A 16,529-nucleotide genomic window follows, 5' to 3' on the forward strand; every position below is an offset into this window, starting at 1 on the left:
TTGGCCCCCGTGTCTGACGATATGCCTTCTCGCCGCTTGGGTCGTCCAAACGCCGCCGAAGTGGCGGTTATCGACCAGCAGATTCGCGACGCGGCCATGGCATCGTTCGTCAAAGTTGGTTTCGCAGCGGCTCAGATGGAAAGCATTGCGGCGGCAGCCGGGGTTTCCAAAGCGGCTCTATACCGCCGCTACCCTAATAAAAGAGCATTGCTCGTGGACATAATCGACATTGCCGCCCAAAGATCGTTCGTCAAACCGAGCACCGAGGTCAGCGGCGGAAATCCCTTAGCCCAGCTCAAGTCGATAATGCAGTTCTATCGGGAATCCCGACGCGACCAGCGGCAAGTTGAGATACTCCGCCTTTTGGCGTCATGCGGTGGAGATACCGAATTGTTTGGTGATATGCTGAACGCCAAGCGCGCCAGCTACGTCGAGCCAGTCGATAAACTCATAAAAGAAGCAATCAGCGCCGGGTATATTCGACCGTTCCCTATTGTTTTTCTCCGCGAGACGATGTTCGATCTACTAGTCAACGGCGTTACGTCCCAATTGCTTTTCGGAATCACGCCGGACGATGACACCAATTTTTTCGAGCTTCGATGGAAGCTAATGATAGGCATGATTGAGGTCGTAGATAGCCAATAGAGGACGGCGTATGTCATACAAAGCCACGATAAGGTTGAAATTTAGCTACTATACAAAATCCGGCGAAGTCAGATTATAGCCATTTCCGAACGCCTTTTCTCGGCACCGTCTGCAGCGATACCTACCATCATCCGGGTAAGGCTACTGATCCTGGCATAACGCTTCGAGCAACTAGGGAGCCTTACAACCGGCCTTAAGTATTCGAGCAATCCGCCAGCGCACCCTAGTCCAGCCGATAAACGTGACGCCTTATCAGCCCGGGCCAGGTATTCGCGCCTTGACGTAGATCCGCAGATAAAATGACCATTGCGCCCATCTGTCCTTATTTCGCTTAGTCGGTTGCCCGGTCAGTCTCCTTTCACGGGATCGCAAGCCTTAAAGGCGGCCGAACCTGATTGCGGTGTTGCTGCGCCGCCGGTAGCGGCGGCCGTCTTACCTGACTGAATCGTTACGAGGTGACCGGGCCGATTTGTAGAGCTAGACGCCCATCGCCTAGAGCGCGTTTCTGACTTAGCGCGCGTTACAATCACAATTTACCGCGACGTCCTCAATCTGCCCCCGGCAAGGCGTCTTGGCGAACGATACACATACCGCACGACGTCTTACTGTCTATAACCATCGCCCCGACGAACCTCGAGGTCTGAAGCCAGGCCCTCGAAATCCGCGGCTATCCCGCAACCTCTCTGCGGCGGTTCACCTTTCGGAACATTTAGCACTAGCGGAACAAAGATACGCGGCGTATCGTTATCGCATCGTAACCGGCAGGCTCATCGAGAAGGCATATGCACAGCTTCGTCAAATCCGCGGATGATATCGTCAGCGCGAGGGCCGCCGGAAGGCGCCAACTTACCCGCTGAAAAGACGAAATTGACCGATATTGTGATTGCAGACTTCGCATGCAGAAGTGTCAACGAGCTACCTATATGGCGCAAATCGGTACACCGACGGCGATCTTAGTAGGCGTGCAAGTTCCGCTCGAAACAGACACCGCTAGCGAGTTCTAGCAATGTTGTAAGAAACCCTTCGGGTTAGCATCGTACCGAAACTATCAAAAATGACGCCTTTAGGCGATCGCAACATCAGAAAGGGAAAACCGATGAAAGCAATCATTTCAATACTTGCTTTAACGCTGGTGGGCGGCTCGCTTTCGGGATGCTCCACTTTGCGGGGCGGGGCAATTGGCGCCGCGGGTGGTGCCGGCGTCGCGGCGGCCACCGGCGGTGACGTTAAGAAAGGCGCGGCGGTCGGCGGCGCGGGTGGTGCTGTCGCTGGAACTGTCATCGACTGACGGTGCATCACGGATCGATCCCTAGTGTAGACCAACGTTCGACAAGGGGAATTACATTATGAGGTCGATCGTCGCGGCGGCCATGGGCTTGTCGGTCTTCTTCGTCAGCTGCGCGACCAGCCAGGAAGAAGACCGCGAGCCCGACGTCGGACTCGCGTATCGTGATAAAATGCACCTGCGCGTCTGGATGACGCCCCGCAAGGCCGATCGGCGGAATGAAGCAAGGCAATGTCTCGGGAGGGCTAGGTGCCCATCGCGTTGTCGGGACGATGCCCGTTACGTTCCTTATTCGCTACGAAACACGTCAATCCAGCGCGCTGGCCGGCTCGCCCTTAAAAGGTGCGTTAAGCGCACGGCCAATTTAGGCGTGTGATCCACAAACAACCACGTCAATTTTATTCAAACTATCGCAGGGGGCTTGATATTATGATATCTTCTTTGCTGATTAGCGCGGCAGCGACCGCAGCCGTAGCCTCAAGCACGCCACCGCGATTACCTGACACCATTCTATACGGTGCCGCTTACTACGACGAATATACGCCCGTCGATCGCATAGCGGAAGACGCGCGGATGATGCGAATTGCAGGCATCACCGTGGTGCGAATCGCAGAGTCGACTTGGGGCACTCTAGAGCCCCGCCCCGGCGTTTTCGATTTCGGGCACGTCGATCGGATGTTGGCGGCGATGCATCGCGAAGGCATTAAGGTGATCGTCGGCACGCCGACGTACGCGGTGCCAACATGGCTAGCACGCGAACACCCCAACGTCCTGGTCGTCAAATCGGACGGCGTTCGTGCGCAATACGGACCCCGGCAAAATATGGACATTACCGATCCCGACTATCGCGCTGCCGCCGAGCGGGTGATCGTCGCGTTAGTCGATCACGTGAAAGATCACCCGGCCGTGATCGGCTACCAGCTCGACAATGAGACAAAAGCCTATGGCACAAGCGGTCCGAACGTCCAGGCCGCCTTCGTTGAGCGGATGAAGCGCAAATGGCCCAATCTCGATGCGCTAAACAGCGCCTGGGGGTTGGATTACTGGAGCAATAGGATCAACACTTGGAAGGATTTTCCTTCCACGAACGGGTCGATCAACGCCAGCATGTCCAATGCCTTTTCGGCTTTTCAACGAGAACTTGTCACCGAGTTCTTAGCTTGGCAGGCGCAAATAGTCCGTACGCATGCGCGTCCCGGGCAATTCGTAACACAGAATTTCGACTTCGCGTGGCGCGGCTACTCGTACGGCATCCAACCGGAAGTAGATCACTGGAAGGCGGCAAAGTCGCTCGATATCGCAAGCGTCGACATATATCATCCTACACAGGATAAACTGACCGGGGCCGAGATCGCCTTCGGTGGTGACGTAGCGCGATCCATGCGCAACGGTCAAAGCTACCTTGTCATGGAAACGCAAGCGCAAGGCTTTCCGCACTGGACGCCCTATCCCGGTCAGTTGCGGCTACAAGCGTTCAGTCACCTGGCTTCCGGCGCGCAGATGGTGATGTACTGGCATTGGGCCACGACGGCCAACGCGGCTGAGACATATTGGCGCGGTTTGCTGACGCAGGACTACAAGCCCAACCCGGTCTATCTGGAAGCGGCCACTGTTGGAAATGACTTGCGGCGGCTCGGTCGATTACTGGCGGGCATGACGAAACGCAATGAGGTCGCCATATATGTCAGCAACACGGCGCAGAGCGGCTTCGATTCTTTCAGCAACGTGTCGGGCGGCGATTACAATCAGGTACTGCGCCCGTTCTATGACGCTTTGTACCGGATGAACGTGGAGGTCGATATCGTCTCTCCGAACTCGACGGTTCCTCTCGACAACTACAAGCTTATCGTAGTGCCCGCACTTTACGCTGCGAGCGACGCAGAGATTGCGAAGCTCAACGATTACGCTCGACGCGGAGGGCATCTTCTCTACACGTTCAAGAGCGGCTTCTCAGACGAAAATACCAAAGTCCGGTACACAAGGCAGCCGGGGGCAATAGCTGAAGCGGCCGGCGTGTCCTATCAGCTCTTCGCAACGCCTGAAGGGGTCACGCTCGACGGTGATCCCTTTGGCGTCGGTGAAGAGAACAATCGCGTCCGCTGGTGGATGGAACGCCTCAGGCCGACAACGGCGGCAGTCGTCGCTCGCTACCAACACCCATCGTGGCCTGCCGACGCGGCCATGACGCGCAACGTCTGGGGTAAGGGAGAAGTAAGTTACCTCGGCTTCATGCCAAGCGACGTCTTGATCGAAAAGATCCTTGACGGCGCAGTGACACGGGCAGGCGTGACTAAACTACCAAATGGTGCACGCTTTCCGCTGATTGTACGCAGCGGCACACTGCGTAACGGCCATCGAGTACGCTACGTCATGAACTACTCAGCAAAGCCGCAACGTTTGACGCTCGAGAAATCTGGCGTTGATTTGCTAAAAGGCCGCGCAGTCGCTGGCGGGCAAAACGTAGATCTAGGCCCATGGGATGTCGCCATCATCGAGGAAGCGAATAACGGCTCCTCCGAAACCGGCGCTGCACACGATACCAGCGCAGAGGCAGGTAGTTAGACGTTCTATTGTCAAACTCCCTCTTTGCAAAGTCGGTATCGGCCCTGGCGCTCCTGCTCAAATAGTCGAGGAGCGTCAACAGTGGCGGCAGTCCCAAGCTTAAATCATTGCCCACTATAGTTCATATGTGCCGCGCCAAGATTAGGAATGCGTCCGTTGCATCTACTATATTGTCACTATTGCGCTTTCTTGGTGCCATTGCCTGCTGTAGTGGAATTTACCTGCTTTTTTCGGCCCCTTCACATAAAGGCTGGTCACAGCCTTATAGTAGGGCTTGCTATGCCATGCTAAGACGATCAGGCATTCCGAACCTTGAGGATTTGCGGGCGTTCCATGCGGTAGCCGAGTGTGGCAACTTTAGCGTTGCTGCAAGACGCCTTAACCTAGCGAAGTCGACGCTAAGCAAGCGGGTATCCGATCTTGAAGCGGTAATCGGCGAAGGCCTGTTGCGACGCTCTTCGCGCGAAATGTCCCTGACCGATCGTGGCGCCGCATTGTTCCCGCTCGCGGCCGCTGCGGCACGCCTTTACGGCGAAGTTGCGGACGCCGTCATTCGTCCAGAAGGGCAGCTGTCTGGACGCGTGAATGTTTCGTGCTCGATTATGATCACGCAACGGGCACTGGCGCCGGTACTTCGCGACTTTCTGCACGAAAACCCAAACGTGGAGGTGCGCGTTCATGCGAGCAATCGACAGGTTGATCTGTATGCCGAAGGGTTCGACATCGGACTGCGTGCCCACCGTCAAGCATTATCGCATCAGTCGCTGCTCAAGCGCACTATCGCGGAAATGCCATGGAATCTGGCTGCAGCCCCTTCTTACTTGGAAACGTTGCCGACCGTTCGCACACCCGAGGACCTCGAACGGCATATTATCGGCTTCTTCGGTATGCGCGACGACGACGCGACGTTAACCTTTCATGGCGAAGGCGGCGTGCGGTCACTGTGGCTATCACCCCGTGTGCGGCTAGACGATATGACGGGGCTCCTCGAAGCAGCGCTAACTGGTGTCGGCGTCGTTGCGCTGCCCCTGTACCTGATGGCCGGCCATATTGCGGCTGGGGACCTGCAGGTCGTCCTACCGCAGTGGCAGTTGCCCGTGAGCCAACTGAGCATCCTGACCGCACCTCGCGGGCAGGGTTCGCCTGCCGTAAGTCGCTTCGCCGACCACCTCGCCAAGACGATCCCTACAGTTTTACGAGCCTCATGTCACTTACGCCGCCCCCCGCTTTGAGCACGGGTGATATCAGCCCGCGTGAGTAAGCTTGCGCAAGCGATCGGCAGATTGACCGAGCCCCTTGCTCGCAGGTGCCGTCGGATCGACGTTCGACTATGTCGATGCACCGAACACCCAATCCATCCGATCTACCCTACGCGTAAGAGATTAACCTGACCCGTGGTCGAGCTGGCGCACATAGCCTACGCTCGAATACACTAGAAGTACTGGAAATCGTTTCCTTATTTTATAGCATGTCGCTCGCCGTATGAGATCGAGGATGACCGGCCCGAAGCATTTTCACGAACGAAGCGTTCGAAAAATCGAACCTAGTAGAGCGTGATGATCCCGCTACTAGTACAGAGTGCGCTGCTTAAATGAGTTGTTCCAAACAATTCATGGATGCGCAAAAGCTGTAACCATAGTCTCGAAAGCCTTTTCTGCAGTACATTGTTTCATACGAAACCGGTTCAAACGCGTTCGATCGTTTCGCTTCTCGCACGAGAAGCAGAGTGGGCCGGCGCGATAGCAACAATTAGCGCCACGTCGCCATCCCATGCGCACAACTTGCCGCGATCTTCTTGACGCGTCGTGACCACGGCATGTCGACGAAGCGGGGGGGCACAGTGATCTCCGGGTCGAGATGCGCGGCGTGAAGAGAGGCTCGCGGTAGCGAGTAGCACCGTCCTCTAAACGTGGCGGTCCTGCAGCAAGGCAACGCATACCAAAAGGGGGGTTCAGTAGTGCCGATTTATCGTTCCGTTCTTGGTACGGGTATCGTTCGAGCATCGGTCAGTGCGGTGGCGTTGACGGTCGCTTTTTGCTCTCCGTCACAGGCGCAGGTTCGGTCTACCTTCGACTTCGACGTCGCGTCCGCGCCGTTACCAGTCGTGCTCGCTCGCATCGCGGAGATCAGTGGCGTCAAAATTACCGTTGCGCCGGAAACCGCCCCTGCTCAGGGCCTTGCAATCCGCGGCCGGATGTCAACTCTGGATGCGGTTCGGCAGGCGCTGGCGGGAACGCGGTTATCAGCCACCTTGAATGCTGACGGCAGTTTGACGATCGCGCCGGCAGTTGCCGCTTCCGAGCCCGGCTATGACATCGCCGACATCGACGTAGCGGGCGGTGACGGCGGAAGCATTTATGGCTCGATTGCCTCATCGTCACAAAGTGCAGCGATCGGCGGCTCCGCCTATTCCGACCAGGGGTTCAAGGCAGAAAATTCTGGCATGACCACTCGGCTGCCTGAGACACCATTGAAGGAATTGCCGATTGCAGTCAGTGCAATCACGCACGACGTCATTACCTCCACCAACACAACCAGTGCGCTAGAATCTGCGACCTATGCGGCGGGCGTCGTGGTAACATCGACTAGCACCGGCCAACCCAGCTTCACGATCCGCGGCTTTCATTCGGATGGCGAAGGCATCACCGTCAACGGACAGCAAGGGCAACCTTATGGTGGCGTCCCGATCGACGCAGTTGACCGGGTCGAAGTCCTGAAGGGCCCCTCATCGATCTTGACAGGGGTGACGGCGTTTGGCGGTGGCCTCGTAAACCTGTCACTCAAGAGGCCAACCGCAGAGACAGTGCGCGATGTGACGCTGCGCTATGGCACCTACAATTACGCCACGATCGCTATCGATTTAGGTGGCAAGCTGAGCGCGAACGACGGCCTGACCTATCGCTTGGTCTCGTCCTACAACCGGGCCGACAAGTACCAACTTGGCTACCGTGATCCGCATGAATATCTCATCATGCCGGCAATCCAGTGGCAGAACGATCGCATTACGCTAGCCGCGACGGTTCGCTATTCTGAAGTGCGCTCGGTAAATCGCGCCATCTTCGGGTTTCGCCTCCCCGACAGCACAATCGAGAATCCACGCTTTCTGATCCTTCCCGGAAACGGGCCAGGCAATCCAGAGGCACATGTAGACACATCGAACCTGAACGTAAATCTAGAACAGACGTACAGGGCCGGACCGATCGGTGCGTTTGATGTCACCGTAAACAACGTGTTCCAATACGATTGGTCAAAATATGTCGGGACAACGCTGCCGATCTTCCCGACGGAGGGGGGCAATAGTGCCAGCACCCTGCCGACTTTCACGGAAGCACGCGGCAAAAACTACACGAACCGCTTCAGCGTAGCGTTCAAAGGCCTTGGCCATCACGATTTTATCACCGCCAAGCTTGGAATAGACTACCAACAAAACAATTCGCCCAATGTCACGATGTTGGATTTTAGAACATTTGTGATTACCGATACTAACAACCCGACTGTTCCACTCACCGGTTTTAGCAATAGCTTTGAGAACGAAACAAAATTTAATACTTATAGTATATATGGGTTGCTCAAGCTAGATCTGCTGAGTGATCGATTGCATGTGTTGGGGCAGACGCGATTCGATTGGTACAGCTACCGGAACATTTACCCGGACTTTATATCGTCCACATCTGATGAAGTTTTCTCCTACACGACCGGTGCGGTCTTTGATTTAACACGCCATCTCGGCGTTTATATCAATCGCTCCGATGGGCGTATTCCAAAGGCACCGATCTTGGGTAACGTCGTCCCACCGGAGGGCCGCACCCTGACCGAGGCAGGGTTACGGCAGTCGATGTTCGACGACCGTTTCAATATCACCATGTCAGCCTATGACCTGCGTGAAACTGATACGACAATTCCACTGTTCAATCAGCCCGGTTTTCCGAATGGGGTTCGCAACATCACCTTCGCCGGGCTACAGTCACGTGGTATAGAGATTGAGGCCCAAGGGGAGTTGCTGTCTGGCTGGAGCCTAACCGGCAATGTCACCCGACTGTGGACCAGATCACTCGACGACACCTATCCAGGTCTCGACCCTATAGCAGGACGCTCCGACTACCAGGGCGCGTTATGGACTACATACACTTTCGAGCGAGGATACCTCAAAGGTTTAATTCTTGGGGGCGGCGGCCGCGCCTTAACCAGCTTCCGGGTCAATCGTAGCGACGGCGTGTTCGGAACGTTCGAACTGCCGGGGTACGTCATCGTTGATGCCTCGATCGGCTACACTGGTAAGCGGCTTACGGCGAACCTGAAGATCAACAACATCTTCGACCGCACGACCTTCGCAACCTCGCGTTCCGACAGCTACCTGCCGTTGGAGCGGCAGCGCAACGTCATGCTCACCACCGGCTTCCGGTTTTGAGGGCGCATGAACGTCGCTACGGCATTTCAAGACTCAGCACCGGTCGGCCGTTCGAAGGTTAAGCGGCACGGCGGGCCGGCAATGTCGATCTTAGCTCTTCTCATGCTGGTCATGGCGGGTGTGTCCGAAGCTGTCGCGTTGCGCGGTAGCACGGGCAGCTTCCACGCGCTCGCTTTCTTCTTTGTCGCTGCAGCGCCTGTCGTAGCCGCGATGCGCCGGAGTTCGACCTACCTGCGCACGCATATTCTCCTATTTGGCAGTGAGGGGATCCTCGCGGCCGCGGGCTCGATTACCGTTGAAATGGGATGGTGGCCAACGTCGCTCGCGCCCTTTGCGATGTCCAATACAGTGGCTATGACACAGTGCCTGCTGGTTCTGCTGGCGGCGGCGTCGTGGCAGTCGCGCCATGTGCGGCGGGCGCTCCAGATCGGCGACCGCTATTTTGATGACCCTGCGCTGATCGCGGTTCGCATAGCCGGTCGGCGATTTGCAGTCCGCGAGGGAACATTTGGGCGGGGCCTTCTGTGCCTTACGATAATCGTTACCCAGATAGAAGTTGGGTTGGCGATCAAGCTTGTTCTTGTCGCAGGCTCGCTCAGCGACGCGCTGCAGGGCCGTGAGATGAGCGCGTTCTGGACGGCGTTGCTCATCCAAATGCCGCTTTGGGGCGGGGCGGCGGCCGCGTTTCGAATCCTGCATGACATCCTGCGGCAAACCTTCGCGCTGCGCTGGCGACGTAACTTGTCGGAATACTTCAGCCGGCGTTGGCTCGGCGTTGGAAACCATTATCGCATGGCATTGGCGGGCCTGCCTGTCGACAACCCTGATCAGCGCATTCATGAGGACATTCCCAATTTCATTGGTATTTCGGGGCATACCTGGGGCATTTACACCGTCTCGATCACCGTAACGTCCACGTTTACGCGCTTCATCCTCTACGCCGTCATCTTGTGGAATATATCGAGCGAGGTCGACCTGTTTGGCACCGGCCTGAGACTGCCCGGATCACTGCTCTGGATTTCTCTTGTCTGGGCAACATTCGCGACATGGATCATGATCAAGATCGGTCGACCGCTGATCCGACTGAGCTACGAGCAGCAGCATGTCGAAGCAGATTTCCGCTACAGCCTGGCACGCACCCGCGAGCATAACGAACAGATTGCACTGTCGCATGGGGGCCCGGCGGAAACCTCGATCGTGTCCGGGCGGATCGGGGCAGTGCTAGGCAACGGCTTCCGCTTGATCCGTCGCAACGCCGTCATCGCTAGCGCACAAACTGGGCTTAAGGCAGTCGAGAACAATCTTCACACGTTCTTCCTTGGGCCGCTCGTAATCCTAGGCCGACTGACTCTGGGTCAGATGGTGGTCGCCGGAACAGCGTTCGGGTGGATCAACAATACCTTTAACTTGGTCGTTGACAGCTTCCAGAACCTCGCCCAGCTGAAGGCGGTCGTCGACCGCCTGATCGGGTTCGATGAGGCGCTTATTCTTGCAATCCAAGCGCAACCGCCCGCCCCCCGCCTCGCAACAGGAGACGATATCCGCGCTCAGGATTTGTCCATATCGCTGCCGGACGGCCGCACCTTATGCCACGGGCTGTCCTTCGACTTGCGTGGGGGCGAGAATGTTCTGGTAACCGGACCCTCCGGGACGGGCAAGTCAACGTTGTTTCGTGTTCTGGCAGGTGTCTGGCCGTTGTGGGACGGCCGGATTGATTTGCCCGCCAAGCGCAGCATCATGGTCCTGCCGCAACGTGCCTATCTGCCCCCTGGTACTCTGATGTCGGCGATCTGTTATCCGCTTCCTTACGATCCCGCGCGAGAAGCAGAGATGCGCGACTGCCTTGAAGACGTCGGGCTCGGCAGGTTGGTCGGCCTGATGCATCAAGAAGACAACTGGGCGGCGATACTCTCCGGTGGCGAACAGCAGCGCGCGGCGATCGTGCGGGCTGTGCTCGCCCGGCCAGACTGGCTCCTGCTTGACGAGGCCACAGCAGCGCTCGATTCCGAGTCTGAGCGGATCACCTACGAGGTGCTGCGTTGCCGGCTGCCCGAAACGACGCTGGTGTCGATCGCCCATCGCGAATGCCTGCGCCGCTATCACGACCGGGTCGTGGCTTTGGTCCCGACCGGGAACGGAATTGAACTCAAGGATGCTGCCGATGAAGCATGATTGCCTTTGGTCTGGGCCGCCGAGCGTAGCCGAAGCTACACTCGACAACGGTCTGCGCATCGTGGCGATCCCGCGTTCGCGGGGACGCGCGGTGACGCACATGATCTGGTATGGCGTGGGAGCGATGGACGATCCGGTCGACAAGTCGGGTTTGTCGCACTTCCTCGAACATCTGATGTTCAAGGGTACGGAGCGCTTCCCAGAAGACTCGTTTTCGAACTTCATACACGAGGTCGGGGGGCGCGAGAACGCGATGACCCACCGTTTGTGGACCAACTACTATCAGGTCGTGCCGAGCGAGCATTTGCGCGCGTGCATGGAATATGAGGCGGACCGCATGGCCGGACCGTTGCTACATGAACCGGTGGTCGCCGCCGAACGCGACGTTGTACTCGCTGAACGCGGACAGACGAGCGACAACAATCCCACAGAACTGCTGATCGAGGCGATGCAGACCGCAATGTTTCCGGCCCATCAGTGTGGCCGTCCGATTATTGGCTGGCGTCACGAGATCGAGGGGCTGTCAGGAGTAGATGCGCTCCGCCATGCCGCTCGCTTCTATCGACCAGATAACGCAATTGTCGTCGTCGCCGGCGCGGTAGAGGCCGAAACGGTATTCGGCCTGGCCCGCGAGGTCTATAGTACGTTGCCGCGTGGTGTCGGACCGGTGGAACGCATCCGGCTGGTCACCCCGCCCCGGCGGGTCCACCATCGCCTGACCCTTCCCTCCGCGCAGGTCCGCCAGCCAATGTTGCGTCGGATCTATGCGGGTTTCCCTCCCGGTTTCCCCGATTTGGAGTCGGCTGCCGCGGCACTGACGGTCGCAGCGGATATGCTGGGACGCGGACAGTTGGGGCTGCTCCACGGCCGGCTCGTGGACGACGACGGATGTGCGCAGTCGGTAAACCTGACCTATCTTCGTGATACCTTTCCTGAGCGCAGCGTCAGCATTCTGACTGCCGTTCCCTCGATTGAGACCTCGCTCGATGTTTTAGACGCTGCTTTGGACACAGCACTGGTTGAAATCAGGAAAAACGGCATCCCTGCAGAGACGCTTGCCAGCAGCAAGCATCAAATCGTGGCAGAAATGACCTATGAGGAAGACAGTGCAATGACGCTGGCCCAGCGCTTCGGAGAGGCCCTGATCAACGGGCGGTCGCTGGCGGATGTCGCCGCTTGGGGCGGCCGAATCTTTGCAGTTACTGCCGACGACGTGGTGCGCGCCTTAACGCACTTTGAACCCGGCGCTGCCGTAACCGGCTTCCTCGTCGGGAAAGAGGCATGATGCGGGACGATCTGCCGCAGGGGTTTAGCTTGGCGGAACAGGTGCGCATGATCCGCTCTCCCGGGGGTGTAGAGGCGTGGCTATTCGAGGATCATGCCATCCCTGTCGTCTCGCTCGCATTCGCGTTTGTCGGTGGCGCCGGGCTTGATCCTGTTGGCAAGGCGGGCACGGCGCGCTTGTTGGGTGGGTTGCTGACGCAAGGCGCTGGCGACCTGTCGGGAAAGGCGTTTCGAGCGCGCATGGCGGATCATGCGATACGCCTTGGTTTCGGCATCGTCCGTGACCGGTTGGTCGGCCAGATGTTTACGCTGGCGAAACACCGCGACGAGGCGTTCAAGCTGCTCGCCGCGGCGTTGCAGGCCCCGTTGTTTGAACCGTCAGAGCTCGAACAGCGGCGCGCGTTGTTCCGTGGTCAGTTGCGGGCAGCACAGGGGTCGCCAGACACCCTCGCCGGTGATGTTTTTTGGGCTACGGCCTACCGCGACCATCCCTATGGCCGATCTACAGCTGGCACGCTGGACGATGTAGAGGCGATTGCCCGTGAGGACCTCATCGCCCTGCAACGGGTGCTCGTCACACGTTGCAGGGCGCGGATCGTTGTGGTCGGCGCGATCAGTGAGGCGGATGCCGCCGCAGCCATCGACGCGATCTTCGCACCGTTGCCCAACGGGGGTGCGCAACCGATCGCACAGCCCGACTTTGACGGCGTGGGCAGGACAGTGATGGCTCACCTGGACACGCCGCATGCCAGCATTGTTTTCGGTCGTCCCGCTCTCTCCAAAGACGATCCGGATTATCCTGCGGCTGCAATTGTCAATCATTGCCTTGGTGGGGGTACGACCTCGAGGCTATATCGCGAACTCAGGCATATGCGTGGGCTTTGCTATTCCGTTCAAACCTGGACGGAGCATCTTCGCGATGCCCATCTGCTGGTCGGCATGACCTCAACTGCAAACGCCCATGTTGAGGAACTCATGGGCATCATCCAAGGCGAGATGCAGCGGATGGCAGCGTCAGGCCCGGGCGAAGATGAGACACGCCGCGCTGCTCGCTACCTGATCGGTGCTGATGCGCTGGGTATGGAGACGCTGTCGGCGATCGGTCAGTTCCTACTATCGTTGCGGGTGGAAGGGCAACCGATCCAATCGGCCGACCGGTATCGCGAACGCCTTGCCGCCGTGACGACCGCTGACACGCGCCGTGCAGCCGGGCGGCTACTGGATGACGGTGGTCTACTGTTCTCAGTCGTGAACGGGACCACCGCCGAGCATCCATCCGCCATTTCCTGACCACCCAGCGACGAAAGATATTTCATGTCATCCGTCTTCACCCTACCGCCGCGTACAGAACTCATGGTCGGGGACCGCGCGCCAATGCTCGCCGGGATCGATTACGTGAAGGGCGCTCCGGTCGACCAATTCGAACCTGGTCGATGCTACCTGATAGAATTATGGGCGTCTTGGTGCGGTCCCTGCCGCGCGACGATCCCACACCTGACGGCGCTTCAGGCAAAACACTCCGAACTCACCATCGTTGGAGTTGCGATCTGGGAACGCGATCCTGCCTTTGCTCGCGCGTTGATCGAGGAGATGGGCGACGCCATAGGTTACACGGTCGCCGTCGAGAAGGCCGACTTGGGCGGTGGCTACCCAATACGCGTGGATTGGGCAGACGCGAGCTACACTGATGCGGTTCCTACCGCCTTCCTAATCGACGGCGAAGGGCGGATTGCCTGGCTCGGGAATCCGAACGACGTCGGCTTTGTCCTGATGTCGGTGCTCGATGGAAGTCACGACCGAACTGCTGCTGCGGAGACATACCGGGGGTGGCTGGAAGAGAATTTGATCCGCGAAGAGCGTGCACTGATCGATGCGGCACGGTCGGCGATAGATGCTGGCGATCCGGGCGCTGCGATCGCGGTATATGGCCAGTACCTAGCCGCTTTCCCCGGACTGGAACATGAGTTCGGCATGCGTCGGCTGGGATTGATGTTGACCCATCGCCATCCCGAGGGCCTAGCGTATGCCGCGCATCTCGCGGCGATCACCGATCGTGATCCCAAAAGACCTCGCGAGGTACTGCGGGAGATCACGGACCTGCTAATGGACCGGGACGACCTGTACGACGTGCACGGCTTGGCTGGCTTCTGCCTGGATACTTCCGCACTTCTGCCGCGGCCGAGTGCGGAAGACAGTTTTTATCTTAGTTGGTACGAGGCCATCGCCCTGTTTCGTCTAGGCCGTGCTGCAGAGGCCGTCGAAGTGGCGCGAACGGCATTGGCGGCCGGAACTGCACAAAACGCACCTGACGACGACTGGCCCATGGCTAATTTGCGCGAGTTGATTGCACGTATCGACGGGACGACTCTATCGGCGGCTGAGCCGGCAGGACCCGAAGTCGTGTGCGAGGGGGACGTGTGCCGGATCGTATCGTGATGGCGCGCGCCTTGAGCCAATCGGCGGCGGCAGGCGAACCGCGATGATTTCGGGGCGGCAAGGACGCTGGAGGCCGCTTGAGGAACGCAAATGGGGCGCGCATCGGCGCGTTTGGCTGTTGGCGGGTGGTTGTGTTGCGGCAACTTATCTGGCCGCCGCAATCGTCCTTCTCAACGGCTCGCACGTCGCTCCGGCCCCTTTGCCGAACCAGGCAGATCTCGGAGCGGTGATGATAGACCTTTCGCCGATCGTTCAGAGATCCGCCTCGTCGAACCAAGCCGCCTTGAGCGAACCGAAGCAGCAGGCGCAAGCGGTCAGCCAACCAGCGGAGATGTCAGACAGCCCCGAGGTGGCTGAAGCACCGGTACCACCGATCGCAGCGCTGCCCCCGGTCGTGGACCGACTGAAAACTGCCCCAGCGGACGTCGCGTCCCAACCCGAAGATCGAAGTACTCCCCTGCAATCGCCGGCTGAGGAGAGCGCTGGGGCGCCACGATCGGACGATCGAGCGGCTGCAACGTCGGCTCCAAGCGCCGGTGTAGCGAACGAAGCTCATAGCGCGGACTGGCGGAGCCAATTCGCCGCAGCCCTCAACCGGGTCAAACGCTATCCCGCCGGTATCCGGAACGTCGGCCTGCCGGTGGTTCGAGTACGCATCGACGCTACCGGACGATTGATATCCGCAGAGATCGTCGGGTCCTCTGGATCGACGCCGCTGGACCAGGCAGCGCTCGATACCGTTCGCCGTGCCGCGCCATTCCCTGCTCCACCCGACGGCGACCAGACCCTTACCTTCCGAATGAACTTCCATCGTCCAAATGGTCGATGACACGTCGCAACCATCGATCGCAGCCGGGTCCGGCGGCCTGCAATTGCAATAAGGATGATATCGCATGACGTTCCGCCGTTTCCCGATCCGCCAACGATTTTCGCTCGGACTGCTACTTCCGCTATTCCTCTTGATGGCTGGCGGGAGTGTCGCCGCAGCTCAGGCAGCAACGCCTAACACACCGGGGGGGCCCGGGCTTCAAATTAACACGGATTTCTCGCTCAGCGGAATGTTCAGTGCAGCCGATGGCGTGGTGAAGGCAGTCATCTTAATCTTACTCTTCGCCTCGGCGCTTACCTGGGTAATTCTAATTGCCAAGGTACTGATCCTCATTGCCGCCAAGCGCCGGCTTGCCGCTGACGTGTTGTGCCTCAGGGCTGCAGACAGCTTGAAGGCGGCTTCAGGGGCACTTGCACCGGGATATGCAAAGCGCCTGGTCGCTGAGTCGGAGAATGAATGGGGAACATCACGCAACCTAGACGGCGACGGGATCAAGGAACGAACGCTGATGGCATTGCAACGCACCGAGATGGCGGATGCCATGACGATGGCAGCCGGAGTCAACGTACTGGCCACGATCGGGTCGATCTCCCCGTTCGTCGGACTATTCGGCACTGTCTGGGGAATCATGCGTAGCTTTATTGCAATTGCGGAGTCCCAGAACGCTAGCCTATCCACGGTCGCGCCAGGCATCGCGGAAGCTCTGCTGACCACAGGCATCGGCCTTCTCGTCGCGATACCAGCGGTCATCATCTACAATGGCATCAGCCGTGCCATAGGCGACTACCGCGCTATGAGCGGCGACGTGGTGTCGCTCGTCATGCGCCATCTGTCGCGCGATCTCGATCGACAGCGATGCAGCACGATCGCCCGCACCCCGGCACACGTTCACGACGTGAAGGAGTAAC

10 protein-coding genes are annotated in these 16,529 nt (G+C 58.5%); all 10 read left to right on the forward strand.

Going from position 1 to position 16,529, the window contains the following annotated elements; genetic code table 11:
* The first annotated feature begins 9 nt into the window (after positions 1-9).
* The 10 genes from OXR08_RS00130 to exbB all read left to right on the forward strand — a co-directional run bounded on the left by OXR08_RS00130 (position 10) and on the right by exbB (position 16,528).
* The gene (locus OXR08_RS00130) at positions 10-645 is read left to right on the forward strand and encodes a TetR/AcrR family transcriptional regulator (protein WP_267347033.1); all 636 of its coding nucleotides are present in this window, start codon (positions 10-12) and stop codon (positions 643-645) included.
* A 1,054-nt stretch (positions 646-1,699) separates the two neighbouring features.
* Positions 1,700-1,933: a hypothetical protein gene (locus OXR08_RS00135; protein ID WP_267347034.1), complete on the forward strand. Its 234-nt coding sequence runs from the start codon at positions 1,700-1,702 to the stop codon at positions 1,931-1,933.
* A gap of 369 nt (positions 1,934-2,302) precedes the next feature.
* A complete protein-coding gene (locus tag OXR08_RS00140; RefSeq protein WP_267347035.1) occupies positions 2,303-4,492 on the forward strand; it encodes a beta-galactosidase in 2,190 nt (729 codons plus the stop codon).
* Between the two features lie 284 nt (positions 4,493-4,776).
* The gene (locus tag OXR08_RS00145) at positions 4,777-5,724 is read left to right on the forward strand and encodes a LysR family transcriptional regulator (protein WP_267347036.1); all 948 of its coding nucleotides are present in this window, start codon (positions 4,777-4,779) and stop codon (positions 5,722-5,724) included.
* 725 nt (positions 5,725-6,449) lie between these two features.
* Positions 6,450-8,900: a TonB-dependent receptor plug domain-containing protein gene (locus OXR08_RS00150; RefSeq protein ID WP_267347037.1), complete on the forward strand. Its 2,451-nt coding sequence runs from the start codon at positions 6,450-6,452 to the stop codon at positions 8,898-8,900.
* Positions 8,901-8,906: 6 nt separating this feature from the next.
* Positions 8,907-11,072 (forward strand): SbmA/BacA-like family transporter, encoded by a 2,166-nt coding sequence (locus OXR08_RS00155; protein ID WP_267347038.1) that lies wholly within the window; start codon positions 8,907-8,909, stop codon positions 11,070-11,072.
* The gene (locus tag OXR08_RS00160) at positions 11,053-12,357 is read left to right on the forward strand and encodes a pitrilysin family protein (RefSeq protein ID WP_267347039.1); all 1,305 of its coding nucleotides are present in this window, start codon (positions 11,053-11,055) and stop codon (positions 12,355-12,357) included. Before OXR08_RS00155 ends, OXR08_RS00160 begins: the two co-directional genes overlap by 20 nt.
* Positions 12,354-13,646 (forward strand): pitrilysin family protein, encoded by a 1,293-nt coding sequence (locus OXR08_RS00165; RefSeq protein WP_267347040.1) that lies wholly within the window; start codon positions 12,354-12,356, stop codon positions 13,644-13,646. The genes OXR08_RS00160 and OXR08_RS00165 overlap by 4 nt, the downstream gene beginning before the upstream one ends.
* A 24-nt stretch (positions 13,647-13,670) precedes the next feature.
* Positions 13,671-14,792, forward strand: coding sequence for a TlpA disulfide reductase family protein (locus OXR08_RS00170; protein WP_267347041.1), 1,122 nt, complete (start codon positions 13,671-13,673; stop codon positions 14,790-14,792).
* Between the two features lie 893 nt (positions 14,793-15,685).
* On the forward strand, positions 15,686-16,528 hold the full coding sequence (gene exbB / locus OXR08_RS00175; RefSeq protein ID WP_267347042.1) for a tonB-system energizer ExbB: 843 nt from the start codon (positions 15,686-15,688) through the stop codon (positions 16,526-16,528).
* Position 16,529 lies beyond the last annotated feature (1 nt).

The organism is Sphingomonas sp. GM_Shp_2, from assembly GCF_026540875.1.
GTDB classification, from domain to species: domain Bacteria; phylum Pseudomonadota; class Alphaproteobacteria; order Sphingomonadales; family Sphingomonadaceae; genus Sphingomonas; species Sphingomonas carotinifaciens.

Coding starts and splice junctions, on each gene's coding strand:
- OXR08_RS00165 (WP_267347040.1), top strand. CDS start 12,354: ATGATGCGGGACGATCTGCCGCAGGGGTTTAGCTTGGCGGAACAGGTG.
- OXR08_RS00155 (WP_267347038.1), top strand. CDS start 8,907: ATGAACGTCGCTACGGCATTTCAAGACTCAGCACCGGTCGGCCGTTCG.
- exbB (WP_267347042.1), top strand. CDS start 15,686: ATGACGTTCCGCCGTTTCCCGATCCGCCAACGATTTTCGCTCGGACTG.
- OXR08_RS00135 (WP_267347034.1), top strand. CDS start 1,700: ATGACGCCTTTAGGCGATCGCAACATCAGAAAGGGAAAACCGATGAAA.
- OXR08_RS00145 (WP_267347036.1), top strand. CDS start 4,777: ATGCTAAGACGATCAGGCATTCCGAACCTTGAGGATTTGCGGGCGTTC.
- OXR08_RS00160 (WP_267347039.1), top strand. CDS start 11,053: ATGCTGCCGATGAAGCATGATTGCCTTTGGTCTGGGCCGCCGAGCGTA.
- OXR08_RS00170 (WP_267347041.1), top strand. CDS start 13,671: ATGTCATCCGTCTTCACCCTACCGCCGCGTACAGAACTCATGGTCGGG.